Origin of the sequence: Thauera sp. K11, assembly GCF_002354895.1 — a bacterium.
GTDB lineage: Bacteria > Pseudomonadota > Gammaproteobacteria > Burkholderiales > Rhodocyclaceae > Thauera > Thauera sinica.
The window spans coordinates 3,349,037-3,365,716 of the sequence record NZ_CP023439.1; the positions used below are offsets into that span (position 1 = coordinate 3,349,037).

Here is a 16,680-nt window from a genome sequence, read left to right on the forward strand (position 1 = left end):
CCGCTCAGTGCGACGTGCCCAGGTAGGCACGGATGACTTCTTCGTTGTTGCGCACCTCGTCGGGCGCGCCGTCGCCGATCTTCTTGCCGTAGTCAAGCACCACGACGCGGTCGGAGATATCCATCACCACGCCCATGTCGTGCTCGATCAGCACGATCGTGGTGCCGAACTGGTCGTTCACGTCGAGGATGAAGCGGCACATGTCCTGCTTTTCCTCCACGTTCATGCCGGCCATGGGCTCGTCGAGCAGCAGCAGCGAAGGCTCGGCCGCCAGCGCGCGCCCCAGCTCCACGCGCTTCTGCAGGCCGTAGGGCAACTGGCCCACCGGCGTCTTGCGCACGCTCTGGATCTCGAGGAAGTCGATGATCTCCTCCACCTTCCCGCGATGGGCGATCTCCTCCTTCTGCACCGCGCCCCAGTACAACGCCATCTGCAGCAGGTTGCACTTCATCTTGAGGTTGCGCCCGGTCATGATGTTGTCGAGCACGCTCATGCCCTTGAACAGCGCGATGTTCTGGAAGGTGCGCGCGATGCCCTGGGTGGCCGCCATATGCGGCTCCATCTTCTTGCGCTCCTCGCCGCGGAACAGGATGCGTCCCTCCTGCGGGTAATACACGCCGTTGATCACGTTGAGCATCGAACTCTTGCCGGCGCCGTTGGGGCCGATGATCGAGCGGATCTCGTGCTCGCGCACGTTGAAGCTGATGTCGGTGAGCGCCTTCACGCCGCCGAAGCGCAGCGAGATGTTCTGCAGGTCCAGGATCACGTCGCCGATGCGGCGCCCGCCGACCGCCGGCGCCTCGGCCGCCGCGGCCATGTCGTCCATCATCATGTCTTTCCTCCTCGCGCCGCCCGTCATGCCGCCTTGCGCGCGGCCTGGACCGGAAACGTCTTCGCTTCCTCGATGCGCAGGTCGGCGGCGACCTTGCCGGTGCGGCCGTCCTCATAGGTCACCTGGGTCTCGATGTACTGGCTGCCGCGGCCTTCGAACAGCGCATCGATCAGCACCGTGTACTTCTCGGCGATGAAGTTGCGCCGCACCTTGCGCGTGCGCGTCAGTTCGCCGTCGTCGGCGTCCAGTTCCTTGTGCAGGATCAGGAAGCGGCGGACCTGCGAGCCGCCCATCTTCGGGTCCGGAGCCAGGTCGGCATTGACCTTCTCGACGCAGTCGCGGATCAGTTCGTACACCGCCGGCTGCGCGGCCAGGTCGGTATAGCCGGCATAGGGCAGGCCGCGGCGCTCGGCCCAGTTGCCCACCGCCTCGAGGTCGATGTTGATGAAGGCGGTGACGAAATCGCGGCCCGTGCCGAAGGTCACCGCCTCCTTGACGTGCTGAAAGAACTTCAGCTTGTTCTCGATGTAGTTGGGCGCGAACATCGAGCCGTCGGCCAGCTTGCCGACGTCCTTGGCGCGGTCGATGATCTTCAGGTGGCCGTCCTCGTCGAAGAAGCCGGCGTCCCCGGTCATGAAGTAGCCGTCGGCGTTGATCGACTCGGCGGTGGCATCCGGGCGCTTGTAGTAAGCCTTCAGCAGCATCGGCCCCTTGACCAGGATCTCGCCGTTGTCGGCCAGCCTGACCTCGACGAAGGGCGCCGGCTTGCCGACCGAATCCAGCTTGATCTCGCCGTCGGGCTGCAGGCACACGTAGGCGCAGGTCTCGGTCTGACCATAGAGCTGCTTCAGGTTGATGCCGATCGAGCGGTAGAAGCGGAACAGGTCGGGACCGATCGCCGCACCGGCGGTGTAGGCCACGCGGATGCGGCTCATGCCCAGCACGTTCTTCAGCGGCCCATACACCAGCAGCCGGCCCAGCCAGTACTGGAAGCGGTCGCCGGCCGCCACCGGCCTGCCGTCGAGCAGGTCCGCGCCGCAGCGGCGGGCGACCTCCATGAAGTGGTGGAAGATCCTGCGCTTGAGCGCGCCGGCGTCCTCCATGCGGATCATCACCTGGGTCAGCAGGTTCTCGAACACGCGCGGCGGCGCGAAGTAGTAGGTGGGGCCGATCTCGCGCAGGTCGATCATCACCGTCTCGGCGGACTCCGGGCAGTTGATCGTGAAGCCGGCGACCATCGCCTGCGCGAACGAGAACAGGTGGTCGCCCACCCAGGCCATCGGCAGGTAGGACAGGATGTCCTCGCGCTCGGTCAGCCTGTCGAACTGCATCGCCCCGGTGGCGGCGGCGATGAAGGCGCCGTGCGTCTGGCACACCCCCTTGGGCTTGCCGGTGGTGCCCGAGGTGTAGAGCATCACCGAGATGTCGTCGCCCGCGCCCTTGGCGATCTCGCGGTCGAGGAAGTCGGACTGGTTGCGGTCGTGGATGCGGCCCATCTCCTGCAACTCGTCCAGCCCCATCAGCAGGGGCTGGGTGTAGTGCCGCATGCCGCGCGGATCGTCGTAGATCACATGCTCGAGCAGCGGCGCCTCAGCGGCGATCTCGAGCATCTTGTCGACTTGCTCCTGGTCCTCCACCACGGCGAACTTGATCTCTGCGTCCTGCAGCACATAGACCATTTCCTGCGCCACCGCGTCCTGGTACATCATCACCGGGATGCCGCCCAGGCACTGGCAGGCCGCCACCGACCAGTACAGTCGCGGCCGGTTGTCGCCGACGACGGCCAGCCGGTCGCCGCGCTTGAAGCCCAGTTGCGCCAGCCCGCAGGCGATGGCCCGCACGTTCTCGGCGACCTGCGCCCAGTCGTAGGTCTGCCAGATGCCGTATTCCTTCTCGCGCATCGCCGGCCGTTGCGGCCGTACCCTGGCGTGATGCATCAGCAGCCGCGGAAACGTGTCGAGCGGCCCTTCCGGCCCTGCGCTGGCCGCGCCCTGCCCGTGGATGTCGGACATGCCCCTTCTCCTCCTCCGGTTCGTCACCGCCGTTCCGCCGCCCCGCCCGTTTTTCTTGTATCCGGGCTTGGGAGCGCAGCGCCCGCAGGCGCATCGGGAACGTTGTCAGGCTGCAGTCTCGCAAGGCATGTTTGCGCAACTGTTTTTGAAATGTACTGAATTGTGCAGTTGCCGGTTTCCCGAGGGGAGAGGCGATGAGTCCCGGCGGAGAAGCCCGATGGATCCGGGATGAGGCGGGACTGGATGGATGGAAACGGGACGGGCGGCGAAAGGACTTTGGAAGGGGTCGCAGGCCGGCCGGGCGGCACGGGGGGCGGCCGGCCGCCTCCCGTACTTCTGCTCGCCGCCGCCGGGCGCGGATCGCAGCGCCCGGCGAACTCGGCTCAGTGCGCCAGGAAGTCCAGCACCATGCGGTTGAACTTGTCCGCATGCTCCCACTGCGCCCAGTGGCCGCAGCGGTTGAAGATGTGCATCTCGGCGTTCTGCATGCCCCACACCAGGCGCAGGCCGGTGTCGAGCGGCACGAAGCGGTCGTCGCGGCCCCAGATGACCAGCGCCGGTACCGGGATCTCGCCCAGGCGCGGCCCCTGGTCGGGGAACTGCTTCGGATTGGCGGCGAGGCTCTTGACGAAGTTGTCGAGGTGGTCGCGCCGCGCCAGCATGTTGTCCAGGCGGGCCTGGAACAGTTCCTCGGTGAGGCTGCTGGCGTCGAACACGAACACGTTCATCATCTTCTTCAGGTTCTCGATCGTCGGCTCGCGATACAGGCCCTGCAGCAGCTTGATGCCCTCGGTCGGCATCGGCACGAACTGGCTCGGTCCGCCGGTGCCGCCGCCCATCAGCACCAGCTTGCCGACGCGCGCCGGGTTGGCGAGCGCGAAGGCCACCGCGCTGTGACCGCCCATCGAGTTGCCGACGATGTGCACCTTGTCGAGCTTCAGGCCGTCGAGCAGGCCCTTCAGCGTGCGTGCATTCAGATCGGAGCGCGACCCGGTGCACACCACCGGATCGCTCTTGCTCCAGCCCAGGCAGTCCATCAGCACCACGCGGTAGCCCGCCGCCACGAAGGCATCGACGTTGCGGTGGAAATTGGCCCAGCCGCTGGCGCCGGGGCCGGAGCCGTGCAGCATCACCACCGTCTCCGCGCCTTCGCCGGCGTCGTTGTAGTGGATCTGCGCGTCGATATCGCCTTCGCTGATGCGCATGAAGCGGCTGGTCGCGGCTTCGGTCAGGGTTGCAGTCATCGTCATCTCTCCTTCGTTGGGTCGTCCTGCTGTTCAGTCAATCACTTCGCGGCCCGCGGCGTGCCGCTCATCCTCCGCCTGCTCCGTATGCCTCCCGAATCCATCCGGGTTGCCGGAGGATTCGGTGCGCCGGGCTGTGCAAGCTCGCTTGCTTTGTCCGGTGCCCGGACAGTCTCCATTTGCGCCGTCCGTCTCCCGGATCCGGGCTGGTCCGTCTCTCGAATCCGGGCTGGTCGGTCTCTCGAATCCGGGCTGGTCGGTCTCCGCCTGCGCGGTCCGTCTCTTCTGATCCGGTCTGGTGGCGGGGGAGGCGTTCCGCGGGCTGCGGAACTCGCCCTCGCTGCGCTCGGGGCTCGGACAGTCCTCGCCCGCTCCACGCCTCCCCCGCCACCAGACCTGCCGCATTGCGTGATCCAGGCGCCTGAAAGGCCCTCGTGCGATTGATGTGGTCACATCGTACGAAGGCGTCCCGTACCGGTGCCCGGGCCGCCGGCCGCATCTGTTCCGTTGCCGTCCTGGCGCCGATCCTCCCCTCATTGCTCCTTGTACGGCCCGGCCCCCAGCCCGATGGGCGCCGGCGCCGCGGCCACCAGCTTCGAGAAGATCCGCCCGAAGTCCTCCTCCCCCTCGCCCGTGCGCGTGCCCCGCAGCGGATCGTCCGCCAGGAACCCCGCCTCCGCCGCCGCCCAGTCCGCTTCCGTGAAGTGCGCGATCACCAGCGGCAGCACCTCGCGCTCCTCCAGCAGCATGTGCTCCCGGTAGAACGCCGCGTACCCCTCGAACGCCTGCGCGAAGCCCTCGAAGCCCCCGGGCTCCCCCGCCCGGTAACGCCCCAGCGCCGCCTCCAGCCCCTTGATCCGCGCCTCCGCCTCGCCGTGCTCGCGCGCGAGCCGCTCGAGCGCCGCCGCCCCCTCTCCCGTCTTCGCCTTCAGCGGACCGAACAGGTACCGGTCCTCCTTCGGGTGGTGGCGCTTCTCCGGGTAGGCGTCCAGGTAATGCACCATCGCCGCCAGCAGGCCCTGGTCCGCTTCCAGCCGCCCGGCCCCGATCTCTCCGATCAGATGCCGGATCGCGTGGATGATCGCCGCCAGCGACTGGTGTTCGTCCATCAGGATGCGCATCGCTTCCATTGGCCTCGTCCTCCTTCCGTGTGTCTTCGATCCGCTCAGGTACTGAGCATCGCCTGGTGCTTGCCCCCCAGCCCCAGGTACGCCTCGATCACCCGCGGGTCGTCCGCCAGCTGGTGCGCCGGGCCCTGCATCGCCACCTGCCCCGTCTCCAGCACGTACGCGTAGTCGGCCACCTGCAGCGCCGCCCGCGCGTTCTGCTCCACCAGCAGGATCGACACCCCACGGCGCCTCAGCTCCGCGATGATGCGGAAGATCTCCCGCACGATCAGCGGCGCCAGCCCCAGGCTCGGTTCGTCCAGCATCAGCAGCTTCGGCCGGGCCATCAGCGCACGGCCCACCGCCAGCATCTGCCGCTCCCCGCCCGACAGCGTGCCCGCCAGTTGCGTGCGCCGCTCCTTCAGCCGCGGGAACAGCCCGTACACCTCCTCCATCGTCTGCCCGTGGTCGCGGTGCCCGCTGCGGTAGCGCTGGAAGGCGCCCAGCACCAGGTTGTCCTCGACGCTCATCTCGCCGAACAGTTCGCGCTTCTCCGGCACCAGGTTCATGCCGCGCGCCACCCGGCGCTCCACCTCGGGCACCGCTTCGACCGTGCCGTCGAAGCACACCTCGCCCTTCGCCTCGAGCACCCCCATGATCGCCGACAGCATCGTCGTCTTGCCCGCCCCGTTGGGGCCGATCACCGTCACGATCTGACCTTCGCCCACCGTCAGCGTCGCGTTCGTGAGCGCTTCCACCTTGCCGTACGACACGCACAGCCCTTTTACTTCGAGCACCGGGGACGTCGCGCCGGCGTTCGACGGGGTGGGCGGGGGATGGGCCTGGGTCTGGGTCTGGGCCTGCGTCTGCATCGTCATCTCCTGTCCCCTCCGCTCAGTCCACGCCGCCCAGGTAGGCTTCGAGCACCGCCGGGTGCTGCTGGATCTCGTCGGGCAGCCCTTCGGCGATCTTCTGACCGAACTCCATCACCACCACCCGATCCACCAGCCCCATCACGAAGTCCATGTCGTGCTCCACGATCAGCGTCGCCATCCCTTCGGCCCGCAGCTTTCTCAGAAGCTCCCCGAGCGCTTCCTTCTCCTTGAAGCGCAGCCCCGCCGCCGGTTCGTCCAGCAGCAGCAGGCACGGGTCCGAGCACAGCGCGCGCGCGATCTCGAGGATGCGCTGCTGGCCCAGCGCCAGGCTGCCCGCTTCGTCGTACAGGTGGTCCTTCAGACCCACGCGCTCGATCTGGTACGCGGCTTCCTTCAAGAGCCGTGCTTCTTCGTGCCGGTCCAGCCGCCAGGCCGAGCGCAGGACGCCCTGCCGGCTGCGCAGGTGCGCGCCGATCGCCACGTTCTCGAGCACCGTCATCGTCGGCAGCAGCTTCACGTGCTGGAAGGTGCGGCTCATGCCCATCCTGGCGATCTCGCGCGAGTCGTGCCCGGCCACCGCCTTGCCCAGGAAGCGCACTTCGCCCGAGGTGGGGGTGTCCACCCCCGAGATCTGGTTGAACATCGTGCTCTTGCCCGCGCCATTGGGGCCGATCAGCGCCAGGATCTCGCCCGCCTTCACCGTGAGGCTCATGTTGTTGTTGGCGATGAGCCCGCCGAACTTCTTCGTGACGTCCTGCGCTTCGAGGATCGGCGTGCCCGCCGCCGGCAGCGTGCGCCGCGGCAGGGGCTCGGCCGCCGCGTCGATGCGCTTGGGCACGCCCTGCACCGGCACGCATTTCTTCAGCAGCGGCCACAGGCCGTTGCGCGCGCGCTGCAGCACCAGCACCATCATGAGGCCGAACACGATCACTTCGAAGTTGCCGCTGGCGCCCAAGAGTTTGGGCAGCAGGTCCTGCAGCCATTGCTTGAGCACGGTGATCACCCCCGCGCCCACCAGCGCGCCCCACACGTGGCCCGCGCCGCCCACCACCGCCATGAAGAGGTATTCGATGCCGATGTGCAGCCCGAACGGGGTCGGATTGACGAAGCGCTGCATGTGCGCGTACAGCCACCCCGAGGCACAGGCGTGCAGCGCGGCGATCACGAAGATGATCATGCGCGAGCGCGCGGTGTCCACCCCCATCGCCTCGGCCATCACCCGCCCGCCCTTCAAGGCCCGGATGGCCCGCCCTTCGCGCGAATCCAGCAGGTTCTGCGTGGTGAGCACCGCCACCAGCACGAAGGCCCAGATGAGGTAGTAGATCTCGCCGCCTTCGTCCAGCGTCCAGCCGAACAGCGTGATCGGCGGGATGCCGGTGAGCCCGGTGTGCCCCCCGAGGCTTTCCATGGTGCCGAACAGGAAGTACAGGCTGATGCCCCAGGCGATCGTGCCCAGCGGCAGGAAGTGGCCCGACAGTTTCAGCGTGAGCGAGCCCAGGATCAGCGCGACCGCGGCGGTGAGCACCAGCCCCACGCCCAGCGCGAGCCAGGGGGAGGTGCCGGCCCAGGCGATCCAGCCGGGCAGCGCCGTCGCGGTGGTGAGCGCGGCGCTGGTGTAGGCGCCCAGCCCGACGAAGGCGGCCTGCCCGAAGCTGGTGAGCCCCCGACGCCGGTGAGCAGCACCAGACCGAGGGCCACCAGCGCGTACAGGCCGATGTAGTTGAGCAGCGTGACGTAGAACGGCGACAGCAGCGCCGGCACCCCCAGCAGCAGCGCCAGGAAGGCGCCCAGGATCAGACGGTCGGGCCTCATTCTTCTTCCTCCACGTGCCGGCTGGTGAGCGAGCGCCACAGCAGCACCGGGATGATCAGGGTGAAGACGATGACTTCCTTGTAGGCGCTGGCCCAGAACGAGGAGAACGCTTCGAGCAGCCCCACCGCGACCGCGCCCAGCGCGGCGATCGGGTAGCTGGCCAGTCCGCCGATGATGGCGGCCACGAATCCCTTCAGCCCGATCAGGAAGCCGGTGTCGTAGTAGATGGTGGTAAGGGGGGCGATCAGCACGCCCGACAGCGCGCCGATCAGCGCCGCCAGGAAGAAGGTGAGCTTGCCCGCCAGCGACGGCGAGATACCCATCAGCCGCGCCCCCACCCGGTTGATCGCCGTGGCGCGCAGGGCCTTGCCGTACAGCGTGCGCTCGAAGAACTGGTACAGCCCGACGATGAGCACCAGCGAGGCCACGATCACCCACAGCGTCTGCCCCGACACCAAGAGCGGCCCCACTTCGAGGCTGGCGTCGCTGAAGGCCGGGGTGCGCTGGCCTTCGGCGCCGAAGAACAGCAGCCCCAGCCCGACCATGGCCACGTGCACCGCCACCGAGACGATCAGCAGGATCAGCACCGGCGCCGAGGCGATGGGCTGGTAGACGAGCCGGTACATGAAGGGGCCCATCGGCACCACCACCGCCAGCGCCAGCCCCACCTGCACCGCCAGCGGCAGGGACGGGACCGGCAGCACCGCCAAGAGACCCGCCAGCGCCAGCGGGCCGGCGAGGTTCCAGCCCAGCACCGCCACCAGCCGGCGCCCCTGCCCGGCCTTGAGCGCCGCCGCGCCGTCGAGCACCGCCACCGCCGCGCCCAGCGCCACCAGCAGCCACACCGTGGCCGGCACCGACCCCGACTGCATCATCGCCAGCGTCAGCGCCCCGTACGCCACGAACTCCCCCTGCTGGATGCAGATCACCCGCGTCACCGCGAACACCAGCACCAGCGCCAAGGCCAGCAGCGCGTAGATCGCTCCGTTCGTCAGCCCGTCCTGGGCCAGCATCAGCGCTATCGTCAGATCCATTTGTCTCCTCCGTCGGCCGCGGGCCCGGCGTGACGATACCTCGCGAGGAAGCGTACTCCCTGCGAGGGCATCACGATTCGGAACGGGCTGCGGCCATGGGTGCCCGCAGCCGGCCCGCAGGGGGCTGCCGCGGCACGATCGGTCCAGGTCGTCCACGCCGGCGGACATGGCCGTTCCGGCGGTGGCCCCGCGTGAAAGCGATCACGCGATGCTGCCGCCCGGCCGGGCCGCGGCGCCGGTCGGCCCGACGCGTCACTCGACGAATCGCGTCACTTGACGAGTTGCCATTTGCCGCCCGCGACCTCGATCAGCACGACCGCCTTCGGGTCGTAGCCGCCGTGGTCTTCGGCGCTCATGGTGTAGGTGCCGTTGGCGCCGACCAGCCCGGAGGTCTTTTCCAGCGCGGCGCGCACGCCTTCGCGGAACGCCGGGGTGCCCGGCTGGGCGGTCTTCAGCGCCGCCGTCATCGCGCCTTCGAGCAGCAGCCAGGCGTCCCACGACGCACCGGCGAAGGTCGAGCGCGAATCCGGGCCGAGCTTGCCTTCGAGCTTCTGCAGGAAGGCGACGCCGCTCTGCTTGTTGGGATGGCCGTCGGGCAGTTGCTCGGCGACCAGCACCGGCGCCACCGGCAGGCGCGCGCCCTCGACGGCCTTGCCGCCCACGCGCAGGAATTCCTTGTTGGCGACGGCGTGCGACTGGTAGATCGGGCCCTTGTAGCCGCGCTCGCGCAGCGTGGCCTGCGGCAGCGCGGCCGGGGTGCCGGAAGCGCCGATGAAGACCGCGTCGGGCTTGGCCGCCAGCACCTTCAGCGCCTGGCCGGTGACGGAGGTGTCGGTGCGGGCGTAGCGCTCGGTGGCGACGATCTTGATGCCGGCCGCTTCCGTCGTCCTGGTGAGCGCTTTCAGGCCCAGTTCGCCCCAGGAGTCGGAGAAGCCGATGAAGCCGACGCTCTTCACGCCCTTGGCCTTCATGTCCTCGACCACGCGGCCGATCATCACCTCGGCCGCGGGTTCGACGCGGAACACCCACTGGCGCTTCTCCGGCGCGACGTCGACCGGCGCGATCGACAGCATGGCGACCTTTTCCCCGTTGGCGACGTCGGCCATCGCCAGCGCGTTGGTGATCAGGTTGGGGCCGATGATGGCGTCCACCTTGTTCTCGCCGATCAGCTTCTTCGCGTTCTTGACCGCGTTGGTCGGGTCGGTGGCGTCGTCGAGGACGATGTAGTTGATCTTTTCCTTGCCCAGCGTCGCGGGCATCAGTTCGATCGCCTTCTTCGTCTCGGCGCCGAGCGAGGCCGCGGGGCCGGTGAGCGAGAACACGACGCCGACGTTGATGTCGGCGAGGGCCTGGCCTGCGGCCAGGGCCAGCGTGAGGGCGGCAAAGGTCTTGATGCGGGTGGTGGTCATTGTCATCTCCTGTTTCTTGGGCTGCGTCTTATGGGTATATGAGTGGCACTGCGGGGACTGCGGGGACTGCGGGGGACTGCGGGGGACTGCGTTCTAGTCGGACCGGCCGGTCAGCGCGCCGAAGCCGGCGATCCATTCGGGGATTTCGCGGTAGTAGCGTTCTTCAGCCTTCCAGGCGCCGGCGCAGGCGGCATCCATCGCCGCCACCGCCGCCACCCAGGTCTTGGCCTCGTGCGCCGAACCGCCGGCATCGGCGGTGATGTCCTCGTTGCGGTAGGCGTCCAGCGCCGCCCAGTCGCGCGCGGCGAGCCGTGCCATCAGCCGGCGGTCCCACTCGGCATTGAGCGGATGCAGCGTGCCGGTGCCGGCGGTGAAAGCCTCGGCGGCGGCGATCGTGCGCGCCTGGCGGGCGTCGCGCGCTTCCTTGGAGGGGTTGCGGTTGTTGATCAGGCGCTCGATCACCGCCGGGTCGGTGGCGGTGGCCATCTGCGGCACCGGCGGGTTGTGCGACAGCCCGCCCGAGCCGATGAAGAGCGCACGCTGGCCCCGCTCGCGCGCGAAGCGGCCGACCGCCTCGCCCAGCAGGCGGGCGCGGCGCGTCCTCACGACGGGCGGCGCCACCGAGTTGATGAAGATGGGCACCACCGGGTAGCGGGCCAGCGCGCCGGTGAGTTCTTCCAGCGGCTGCGCGCAGCCGTGGTCCACCTGCATGCGGTAGGAGAAGGCGAGGTCGATGCCGGCATCCACCACCGCGTTGGCGCATGCCTCGGCGAGTTCGCGCGGCACGTCGAGCGGCCCGGCGGTGGTCTGGTAGTCGCCGACCGACTCGGCCGCCATGCCGATGCAGAACTGCGGCATGGTGTCGAGGAAGAAGCCGTTCAGGTGATCGGGCCAGAACAGGTAGATGACGTCCGGATCGAAGGCTTCGACCTCGCCGCGCAGGCGCGCCACCAGCCCGTCGACCTCCTGCACCACCGCCGCGTCGGGATCGAAGTAGCCCTTCAGCGGGGTGTGCGACAGGCACTGCAGCAGGGCGCTCATCACGCGGCTCCCTGCTTGACGTTCAGGCCCATCTTGTCGGCCACCTGGACGAGCAGTTCGTTGATCTTCGCCGGGTAGGCGAGGCCGGCGACGAAGCGGTCGGGGCGGATCACCGCCACCGCGCCGGAATGGCTGCCGAACCATTCCTTCAGCCGCATCTGCTCGTCGCCGACGACGATGGCGTCCGGACCGATGTCCTTGTCGCGGTGGATCTGCACGACCGGCTTGGCAGTGATGATGCGCGCGCCCAGCGCGGCGAGGACGTCGCGGCTGCGCTGGTCGAGCCAGAAGCTCGGATCCACGCCCCAGCACACCAGCGCGAAGCCGCTGCCGAGCACGTCGTCGAGCAGCTTCACCTCGCCGTCGCGGGTGCGCACCCTGGGCTGGATGAAGAGCTTGCCGACCGGCGAGTCGTCCTTCTTGCCGCTTGCGGCGGCGGGCACGAAGCGGGCCAGCGGCGTCTTCCTGGCGATCTGGCACAGCAACTGGCCGATCGAGGCTTCGGCGTTGATCTCGGATTCGCGCACCACCAGGCCGTCTTCGTACTTGGGCATCGGCTTGAAGCGCATCTCGGTGAAGTAGCGCTTGAGCGGCGGCACCAGGTTCAGCGCCCAGGTGGCGAAGTCGCGCGCCGCCACCACCCAGCGGTTGCGCGGCGAGAAGATGCGGCCGGCGGTCACCGACAGGTCGATCATCGCCTTGGCGTGCGGCGGGCGCTCGAGCTGGTAGGTTTCGAGCAGCTTCTCGGAGGCGATGCCCTTCACCACGTAGGCGAGCTTCCAGCCCAGGTTGGCGGCGTCGCGCATGCCGGTGTTGTAGCCCTGGCCCTGCCACACCGGCATGATGTGCGCGGCGTCGCCCGCCAGCATCACGCGGCCCACCTTCCAGCGGTCGGCGATGCGCGCGTTGTGGGTGTAGACGCGCTTGCGGATGTAGTCGAGGCTGTTCGGGTCCACGCCCGGCGGCAGCACCTTGGCCATCAGCATGGCCATGCTGTGCGGCTGGGTCATTTCCTCTTCGGATTCGTTCTCGAAGATCATGAACTCGAAGCGGCGGATCGAATCCGGCAGCGCCACCGACACGTAGGGGCGCGACGGGTCGCAGTGCAGGTAGATGTTGGGCACGCCCAGCGGGTCGTTGCGCACGTCCACCACCAGCCACTTGGAGGTGTCGGTGAAGCCGCCGAAGCCGACGTTGAGCGCGGTGCGGATCGGGCTGCGGCCGCCGTCGCTGCCCACCAGCCAGCGGCTGCGCAGCGAGTACGTCGAGCCGTCGGTGCGCTTGACGTCCAGCGTGACGCCGTCCGCATCCTGCTCGAAGCGCATCACGTCGCTGCCCAGGCGCGCTTCGACGTTGGAAAAGCGCTGCAGGCCGTCGAGCAGCACGCGGTCGACCAGCGGCTGGTTGAAGGCGTTGCGGCGCGACCAGCCGAACTCGTCGGTGCGCGGTTCGATGGACGCGAAGCAGCGGCCGCTCCCGGTGACGAAGCGCATCCAGTGGTAGGGCGTCAGGTGCGGCAGCACCGCCTCGGCCATGCCGATGCCCTGCAGCGTGCGCAGGCATTCGTCGTCCATGCCGACGGCGCGGGGGTAGTCGATCAGCTCATCGCCGCGCTCGAGCAGGATGGTCTTCACGCCGTGCAGGCCGAGCATGCTGGCCAGGCTCAGGCCGACCGGGCCGGCGCCGACGACGATCACGTCGGCATCGAATTGGCGGGCTTCAGTCATTTTTGTCTCCTCGTCGCCTGCGCGCCGGAGGCGGGCCTCGGGTCCGCCGCGCGGGCAGGGCTCATGAAATTGTTTGATGAAGGTATTGCCTGGATCTGGGGCGCATTCTAGGAATGCACCCCAGGCCCCTCAACAAGACTTGATGCCGCGTCCACCAGATGCACAATATTGTTTTTCAATGCCTTATCGAGGAGGCAGCCATGCGCCCGCGCACCGATGCCGAATACAGTACCGTGCGCAGCCTGGTCCGTGGCCTGGACCTGCTGTGCGCGTTGAACAGGCACGAGAAGGGCCGTGCCTCGCTGACCCAGCTCGCCAACGGCACCGGCCTGCACCGCACCACGGTGCGGCGGCTGCTGGAAACGCTGATCGAGCAGGGCTACGTGCGGCGCAGCGAATCTGACGACCGCTACGTGCTGGCGCTGAAGGTGCGCTCGCTGGCGGAAGGCTTCACCGACGACGAGCGCGTGTCGTCGGTGGCCGGGCCGGTGCTCGCCGACCTGCTGCAGCAGGTGCGCTGGCCGTCGGACCTGTGCACGCCCGACGGCGGCGCGATGCTGATCCGGGAATCCACGCACCGCTTCAGCGCGCTGTCGTTCAATCCGGCGATGGTGGGCACGCACCTGCCGATGCTGATCACCGCCGCCGGCCGCGCCTATTTCAGCTACTGCCCCGACGAGGAGCGCGAGGCCCTGCTCGCGCTGCTGCGGCAGGACCCGGTGCAGGGCAAGCTCGCCACCGACCGGCGCTTCGTCGACAACCTCGTCGAACAGACGCGCGCCCGCGGCTACAGCTCCAACGAAGGCGACTGGGCGGCCGAACGCAAGATGGGCGCGATCGCGGTGCCGGTGTTCGAGGGCGGCCGGGTGGCGGCGACCATCAACGTCATCTACCTGAGCCGCGCCATTTCCCATGCGGAAGCGGCCGAACGCTACCTGCCGGCGCTGCACGGCGCCAGCCGGCAGATCGAGGCGGCGCTGGCCCGGCCGTAGCCTTCCCCGCGTCGGGCGCTCCACCCGATCGCTGCCCGCCGCGGGCGGCGGTCCTTTTTTCCGCGGAAGGTTCCACCCGTCAGCGTATCCGTGCATCATGCGGCCATGTTGCAGTGCACACACCGCAGGCTGCCCGCGCAGCGGCGGGTGGGCATCGCAGCGATCCGTCGGCCCGGCGACGTCCGCCGGACGGCGCCGGGCGGACTCTCGAACGATACCGTGGAGAACCCGATGCGTGCCTTGGCCCTTCCCCGCCACGCCCTGGCGCTCGGCCTCGTCGCCGGCGCACTCGCCCTGCCGGCCGTCGCCACCCCGCCGCTGCCGGCCCTCGACATCGACGTGGGCCAGACCTCGGTGTCGGGCATCTCGTCCGGCGGCTTCATGACGGTGCAGTTCCAGGTGGTGCATTCGTCCATCGTCAAGGGCGCCGGCGTCATCGCCGGCGGACCGTACGACTGTTCCCAGGGCGAGGTGATGCGGGCGGTGGCGCAATGCTCCTGCACCGGCGAGCCGGCGGTGTCGTGCAAGGTCACGCCGACGAGCGCCAACGCGCCGGCGCTGGCGGCGGAAGCCAGGGCCCGGGCGGACAAGGGGCTCATCGACCCGACGGACAACCTGGCCAGGCAGCGCATCCTCACCATCTCGGGCGCCAAGGACACCCTGGTGCCGCCCGCCATCGCCGACCAGTTGTCCGCCTTCTACGCCGCCCTGGGCGTGCCCGCCGCCAACCTGTCGGCGGTCCGGCTGCCCGACGCCGGACACACGATGCCGACGTCCGGCTACGGCCTCGCCTGCGACAAGGAGACCGAGCCCTACATCGGCAAGTGCGGCTACGACAGCGCGGGCCAGATCCTGGGCTGGATCTACGGCCCGCTGAAGCCGCCGGGCGACAAGCCGGCCGGCCGCTTCGTCGAGTTCGACCAGGGCACCTACCTGCCCAGGGACGGCGGCATCGCCTTCGGCTGGAGCACCGGCCTGGACAGGACCGGCTGGGCCTACGTGCCGGACAGTTGCGCACGGGGCGAGAAATGCCGGGTGCACATCGCGCTGCACGGCTGCAAGCAGGGCCAGAGCTACCTGCCGCTGCGCCGGCCGCCGGGCGGCGGCCTCTACAATGGCACGCTGTTCGTCAAGAACACCGGCTACGACCGCTGGGCCGACAACAACCACATCGTCGTGCTGTACCCGCAGGCGGTGTCCATCCCGTTCCGCAACCCCAACGGCTGCTGGGACTGGTGGGGCTACACCGGCGACGACTACGCCACCCGCAAGGGCGTGCAGATCCGCACGCTGCGCGCGATGGTCGACGGGCTGGCGGCCGGCGCCAGATGACGAAGGAAGGCGGCAACCCGGCCCTAGAATATGTTGTCGATTTTCGAAAATATCGACACGTTTCATTGACCTGTCGACGGCAGCGACATATCCTCCAGACCTGTCGCCAAAAATCGATTTTGACACCATGACATCGCCAGCCTGGCACCCTGAACGGCCCTACGACGGTCTCCCCCTCCTTCCTCCCGGCCAGGAGATCGAAACCAGGGCCGTACTCAAACGCTGCATCCCCGCCAGGGCCGCACTGGCCGAACTCAAGCAGGCGGCCGAGCTGATTCCCAACCAGGACATGCTCATCAACACCATTCCCCTGCTCGAAGCCAAGGACAGCTCGGAAATCGAGAACATCGTCACCAGCACCGACAAGCTGTTCCAGTTCGCACACAGCGACAGCCAGGCCGACCCGGCCACCAAGGAAGCCCTGCGCTACCGTACCGCGCTCTACCGCGGTTTCCGCTCGCTGGCCGAGCGCCCCCTATGCACGGCCACGGCCATCGAGGTCTGCCGGACGACGAAGGGCGTCGACATGGACATCCGGCGCACCCCTGGCACCCGGCTGGCCAACGACCGCAGCGGGGAAACCATCTACACCCCGCCCGAAGGCGAAGCCTGCCTGCGCGAACTGCTCGCCAACTGGGAAAGATTCCTGCACGGCGAGGAAGACATCGACCCCCTCGTGCGCATGGCCGTTGCCCATTACCAGTTCGAGGCCATCCACCCCTTCAGCGACGGCAACGGCCGCACCGGCCGCGTCATCAACATCCTCTATCTGATCCAGCAGAACCTGCTCGGTCTCCCCATCCTTTACCTGAGCCGCCACATCATCGCCCACAAGGCCGACTACTACCGGCTGTTGCTGGACGTGACACGCCAAGGCGCCTGGGAACCCTGGATACTCTTCATGCTGCAGGCCGTCGAGGAAACCGCGCGATGGACCACCGCCAAGATCGGCGCCATCCGCAGCCTGGCGGAACATACGGCCAGCCATATCCGGGAAAGACAACCCAAGATCTACAGCCGCGAACTCGTCGACGTCATTTTCGAGCAGCCCTACTGCCGCATCGCCAACCTGGTCGAAAAGAACATCGCCCAGCGCCAGGCCGCCTCTCATTACCTCAAGGAACTGGTTGCCATCGGCGTTCTGCACGAATTCCAGGCCGGGCGGGAAAAGCTGTTCATTCATCCCAAACTGATGCAACTCCTCACCCGCGACAGCAACCTGTTTGCCGCTTACGCCTGAATTCACCCGCCAGAAGAAAAACGG

General features: G+C 68.3%; 12 protein-coding genes and 1 pseudogene. 3 read left to right on the top strand and 10 right to left on the bottom strand.

All coding sequences use genetic code 11. The features are described from left to right. Nucleotides 1-4: 4 nt before the first annotated feature. From CCZ27_RS14705 to mhpA, 10 genes and pseudogenes are all read right to left on the bottom strand, one after another. The gene (locus CCZ27_RS14705; protein ID WP_096452614.1) at nucleotides 5-832 is read right to left on the bottom strand and encodes an ABC transporter ATP-binding protein; all 828 of its coding nucleotides are present in this window, start codon (nucleotides 830-832) and stop codon (nucleotides 5-7) included. 23 nt (nucleotides 833-855) lie between these two features. Further along, nucleotides 856-2,844, bottom strand: coding sequence for an AMP-dependent synthetase/ligase (locus CCZ27_RS14710; protein WP_096449355.1), 1,989 nt, complete (start codon nucleotides 2,842-2,844; stop codon nucleotides 856-858). Nucleotides 2,845-3,227: 383 nt separating this feature from the next. Beyond that, nucleotides 3,228-4,088 (bottom strand): alpha/beta fold hydrolase, encoded by an 861-nt coding sequence (locus tag CCZ27_RS14715; RefSeq protein ID WP_198363128.1) that lies wholly within the window; start codon nucleotides 4,086-4,088, stop codon nucleotides 3,228-3,230. Nucleotides 4,089-4,621: 533 nt separating this feature from the next. Beyond that, a complete protein-coding gene (locus CCZ27_RS14720) occupies nucleotides 4,622-5,218 on the bottom strand; it encodes a hemerythrin domain-containing protein (RefSeq protein ID WP_096449359.1) in 597 nt (198 codons plus the stop codon). Between the two features lie 35 nt (nucleotides 5,219-5,253). Next, on the bottom strand, nucleotides 5,254-6,072 hold the full coding sequence (locus CCZ27_RS14725) for an ABC transporter ATP-binding protein (protein WP_443081511.1): 819 nt from the start codon (nucleotides 6,070-6,072) through the stop codon (nucleotides 5,254-5,256). A gap of 16 nt (nucleotides 6,073-6,088) precedes the next feature. Beyond that, nucleotides 6,089-7,881, bottom strand: a pseudogene (locus tag CCZ27_RS14730) (branched-chain amino acid ABC transporter ATP-binding protein/permease). Next, on the bottom strand, nucleotides 7,878-8,915 hold the full coding sequence (locus tag CCZ27_RS14735) for a branched-chain amino acid ABC transporter permease (RefSeq protein WP_096449361.1): 1,038 nt from the start codon (nucleotides 8,913-8,915) through the stop codon (nucleotides 7,878-7,880). The pseudogene CCZ27_RS14730 and the gene CCZ27_RS14735 overlap by 4 nt, the downstream one beginning before the upstream one ends. A 269-nt stretch (nucleotides 8,916-9,184) precedes the next feature. Then, nucleotides 9,185-10,324, bottom strand: a complete 1,140-nt coding sequence (locus CCZ27_RS14740; protein WP_096449363.1) for an ABC transporter substrate-binding protein — start codon at nucleotides 10,322-10,324, stop codon at nucleotides 9,185-9,187. 93 nt (nucleotides 10,325-10,417) lie between these two features. After that, a complete protein-coding gene (locus tag CCZ27_RS14745) occupies nucleotides 10,418-11,365 on the bottom strand; it encodes a 3-carboxyethylcatechol 2,3-dioxygenase (RefSeq protein ID WP_096449365.1) in 948 nt (315 codons plus the stop codon). Then, nucleotides 11,365-13,092, bottom strand: a complete 1,728-nt coding sequence (mhpA, locus tag CCZ27_RS14750; protein WP_096449367.1) for a bifunctional 3-(3-hydroxy-phenyl)propionate/3-hydroxycinnamic acid hydroxylase MhpA — start codon at nucleotides 13,090-13,092, stop codon at nucleotides 11,365-11,367. Before mhpA ends, CCZ27_RS14745 begins: the two co-directional genes overlap by 1 nt. A 200-nt stretch (nucleotides 13,093-13,292) precedes the next feature. Here mhpA and CCZ27_RS14755 point away from each other — a divergent pair, with 200 nt between their 5' ends. From CCZ27_RS14755 to fic, 3 genes are all read left to right on the top strand, one after another. Beyond that, nucleotides 13,293-14,084 carry a DNA-binding transcriptional regulator gene (locus CCZ27_RS14755; protein WP_096449369.1) on the top strand — a complete coding sequence of 264 codons (792 nt, stop codon included), beginning with the start codon at nucleotides 13,293-13,295 and terminating at the stop codon, nucleotides 14,082-14,084. 231 nt (nucleotides 14,085-14,315) lie between these two features. Beyond that, complete coding sequence (locus CCZ27_RS14760) at nucleotides 14,316-15,416, top strand: extracellular catalytic domain type 2 short-chain-length polyhydroxyalkanoate depolymerase (protein ID WP_096452618.1); 1,101 nt, start codon at nucleotides 14,316-14,318, stop codon at nucleotides 15,414-15,416. A gap of 127 nt (nucleotides 15,417-15,543) precedes the next feature. Continuing rightward, nucleotides 15,544-16,656, top strand: coding sequence for a protein adenylyltransferase Fic (fic, locus tag CCZ27_RS14765; protein WP_096449371.1), 1,113 nt, complete (start codon nucleotides 15,544-15,546; stop codon nucleotides 16,654-16,656). Nucleotides 16,657-16,680 lie beyond the last annotated feature (24 nt).

Excerpts from the sequence above, each read along its gene's own strand:
- CCZ27_RS14705 (WP_096452614.1), bottom strand. The coding sequence starts at position 832 with ATGATGATGGACGACATGGCCGCGGCGGCCGAGGCGCCGGCGGTCGGC.
- CCZ27_RS14710 (WP_096449355.1), bottom strand. The coding sequence starts at position 2,844 with ATGTCCGACATCCACGGGCAGGGCGCGGCCAGCGCAGGGCCGGAAGGG.
- CCZ27_RS14715 (WP_198363128.1), bottom strand. The coding sequence starts at position 4,088 with ATGACTGCAACCCTGACCGAAGCCGCGACCAGCCGCTTCATGCGCATC.
- CCZ27_RS14720 (WP_096449359.1), bottom strand. The coding sequence starts at position 5,218 with ATGGAAGCGATGCGCATCCTGATGGACGAACACCAGTCGCTGGCGGCG.
- CCZ27_RS14725 (WP_443081511.1), bottom strand. The coding sequence starts at position 6,072 with ATGACGATGCAGACGCAGGCCCAGACCCAGACCCAGGCCCATCCCCCG.
- CCZ27_RS14735 (WP_096449361.1), bottom strand. The coding sequence starts at position 8,915 with ATGGATCTGACGATAGCGCTGATGCTGGCCCAGGACGGGCTGACGAAC.
- CCZ27_RS14740 (WP_096449363.1), bottom strand. The coding sequence starts at position 10,324 with ATGACCACCACCCGCATCAAGACCTTTGCCGCCCTCACGCTGGCCCTG.
- CCZ27_RS14745 (WP_096449365.1), bottom strand. The coding sequence starts at position 11,365 with ATGAGCGCCCTGCTGCAGTGCCTGTCGCACACCCCGCTGAAGGGCTAC.
- mhpA (WP_096449367.1), bottom strand. The coding sequence starts at position 13,092 with ATGACTGAAGCCCGCCAATTCGATGCCGACGTGATCGTCGTCGGCGCC.
- CCZ27_RS14755 (WP_096449369.1), top strand. The coding sequence starts at position 13,293 with ATGCGCCCGCGCACCGATGCCGAATACAGTACCGTGCGCAGCCTGGTC.
- CCZ27_RS14760 (WP_096452618.1), top strand. The coding sequence starts at position 14,316 with ATGCGTGCCTTGGCCCTTCCCCGCCACGCCCTGGCGCTCGGCCTCGTC.
- fic (WP_096449371.1), top strand. The coding sequence starts at position 15,544 with ATGACATCGCCAGCCTGGCACCCTGAACGGCCCTACGACGGTCTCCCC.